The sequence below is a fragment of the Phenylobacterium sp. genome (assembly GCF_036402295.1).
In the GTDB taxonomy this organism is placed as follows: domain Bacteria; phylum Pseudomonadota; class Alphaproteobacteria; order Caulobacterales; family Caulobacteraceae; genus Phenylobacterium.
The window spans coordinates 1-2521 of sequence record NZ_DASWTE010000379.1 but is presented as its reverse complement, the minus strand read 5'-3'; the positions used below and the strand labels follow the sequence as shown (position 1 = coordinate 2521).

Here is a 2521-nt window from a genome sequence, read left to right as displayed (position 1 = left end):
TCACGATATGATAGTCAAAGCTATCTTTTTGCAACGAGGGCGGCGATGACCTGGACCAACAGCAAGAACAAGGCGCTGACCGAACGCGCCCAGGCGGTCATCCCCATGGGCATGTACGGCCACCAGTCGGTGCTGCTGCTGCCTGACGACTATCCGCAGTTCTTCGCCCGCGCGGAAGGCGCGCACCTGTGGGACGTGGACGGCAACCGCTACCTCGATTTCCTGTGCGGCTACGGCCCCAACCTTTTCGGGTACGGCGACCGCGAGATCGACGACGCCTACGCCCAGCGCATGCGCCAGGGCGACACCATGACCGGGCCGGGCGAGGCGATGGTCGAGCTGGCCGAGGCGATGGTGGGCATGGTCGACCACGCCGACTGGGCGATCTTCTGCAAGAACGGCACCGACGCCACGACGATGGCGATGATGATCGCCCGCAACCACACCCGCCGGAACACCATCGTGCTGGCGCGCGGCGCCTACCACGGGGCCGCGCCCTGGTGCACGCCGCTGAAGAAGGGGGTCTCTCCCGGCGATCGGGCCCACCAGGTGTTCTACGACTACAACGACGTCGAGAGCCTGGAGGCCGCGGTCCGCGAGGCCGGCGATGACCTGGCGGCGATCTTCGCGTCCCCAATCAAGCACGACACCTTCGTCGACCAGCAGTTGCCGGACCCGGCCTATGCCCGCCGCGCCCGCGAGCTCTGCGACGCGCACGGCGCCCTGCTGATCGTCGACGACGTCCGCGCAGGCTTCCGGCTGGCGCGGGATTCGAGCTGGTCGCTGGTCGGCGTGAAGCCCGACCTGTCGAGCTGGGGCAAGGCGATCGCCAACGGCCACCCCATCTCGGCCCTGCTAGGCGCCGACGTGGCCCGGATGGCGGCCTCGACCATCTACGCCACCGGCTCGTACTGGTTCTCCGCCGCGCCGATGGCGGCCTCGCTGAAGACGCTGCAGCGGATCCGCGACACCGACTACCTCGAGCGCACCCAGGCCCTGGGCCAGCGCCTGCGCGACGGACTGGACGACAGCGCCGGCCGCCACGGCTTTTCCCTGCGCCAGACCGGTCCCGCCGAGCTGCCGCTGATCATGCTGGATGACGACCCGAACCTGGCCAAGGGCTACTTCTGGTGCCAGGCGCTGATGAAGCGGGGCGTCTACGTCCACCCCTGGCACAACATGTTCATCTGTGCCGCCATGACCGACGCCGACATCGACTTCGCCGTCGAGGCCGCCGACGACGCCTTCAAGCTGCTCAAGAGCGCCGGCCCGCTGGAGCCCCCGGCCAAGCTGGCCTTCATGAACCAGATGCTGGACCACTAGAGGCGCCGGGCCGGCTCACGCCGAAGCGGCGCAGGACGTTGTGGGTGATCGTCTCGACGAACGGATCGCGGGCGCCCAGGCCATGCGCCCATTCCGTCGTCCCGGTGTTGAAGACTTCGCCCTTGCCGCGCTTGAAGCTGGCCAGCACCGCGTGGCCACGCAGCACCTTGGCCTGGGCTTCCGGGCTGCTGTCGCCGAACATGAGGTCGGCGATCACGTCCAGCTTCTCCGGCGGGATGATGGGGTTGTAGCCGCTGTCGGGCGCCTCGCCGAAGGCGCAGGGAGCCAGCGCGATGATCTCCAGGTTCTCGGGCACGCCCAGCGTCGGGATCGCCCGCGGCAGACCGTCGTCGCCGAACTGGAAGCGGCAGCCGTCGCTCTCGTAGCCGATCAGCGGCAGGTCGCCGCCGATCACGTCGCCGTAGAAGAGGTCCGAGCCCTCCAGCGCCCAATGCTTGTCGTCATAGACGGTGAAGCCGCCCTGCCCGCGCGCCACGCACAGGCCCAGGCGATGGTAGCCGGCGAACAGGAAACTGAGGCCGGTGATCTCGGCCTCCGGCCGCTGGAACGCCGGGTGGGACCACAGGTGGGTCGCCTGTTCCGGCGGCACGTCCTCGGCCTCGAAACCCTTCCACTTGTGGCAGACGTAGGTCTTGCCGTCGTTCTCCCAGCGCACCTTCCAGAAACAGGAGTTGCCCGAGAGGATCGCGGCCTTGCCGCCGGCGTCGACGAAGCGCTCGACCTGGTCGCGCTGGCCGCCCGACCAGTACTCGCTATGGCCGACGAACAGCACCGCCTCGTAGCCGGCCAGGAGATCCGGTTCGGCCTCCAGGTCGTAGTCGGTGGCGAAATCGAGCGCATAGCCGCTGGCCTCGGCCCAGGCCACGAACACGTGCTCCCACTTGTGCAGGAAGCCGGCTGAGCCGTCGTAGGGCGAGGCGAGGTGCTCGCGCATCCACTGCGGATCGGCGGCCCAGGGTCGCTGCTTGAAGCCGCGCCTCGTCATGTTTACCAGCCGCGGCGCATCGGCCGGCGGGGCCACGATCAGCGGCGGGAACGGACGCTGGGTGGAGAGGACGCCGATCGCCTCGTCCATCGCCTGCGCGAACGGGACCTGGCCGCTCATCAGGCCGGTGACGTTGGAATAGGCGTTCGCCCCGCCCCAGTAGTTGTAGGACTGGTAGGTGTTGGTCGCGAG

General features: G+C 68.6%; 2 protein-coding genes. One reads left to right on the top strand and one right to left on the bottom strand.

Annotated elements, in window-relative coordinates; translation table 11 throughout:
* Positions 1-45 precede the first annotated feature (45 nt).
* A complete protein-coding gene (locus VGD44_RS22125) occupies positions 46-1323 on the top strand; it encodes an aminotransferase class III-fold pyridoxal phosphate-dependent enzyme (protein WP_331090544.1) in 1278 nt (425 codons plus the stop codon).
* Here the strand turns inward: VGD44_RS22125 and VGD44_RS22120 are convergent.
* The coding region (locus VGD44_RS22120; protein WP_331090543.1) for a N,N-dimethylformamidase beta subunit family domain-containing protein at positions 1298-2521 on the bottom strand (1224 nt) is incomplete at its 5' end. The genes VGD44_RS22125 and VGD44_RS22120 overlap by 26 nt on opposite strands.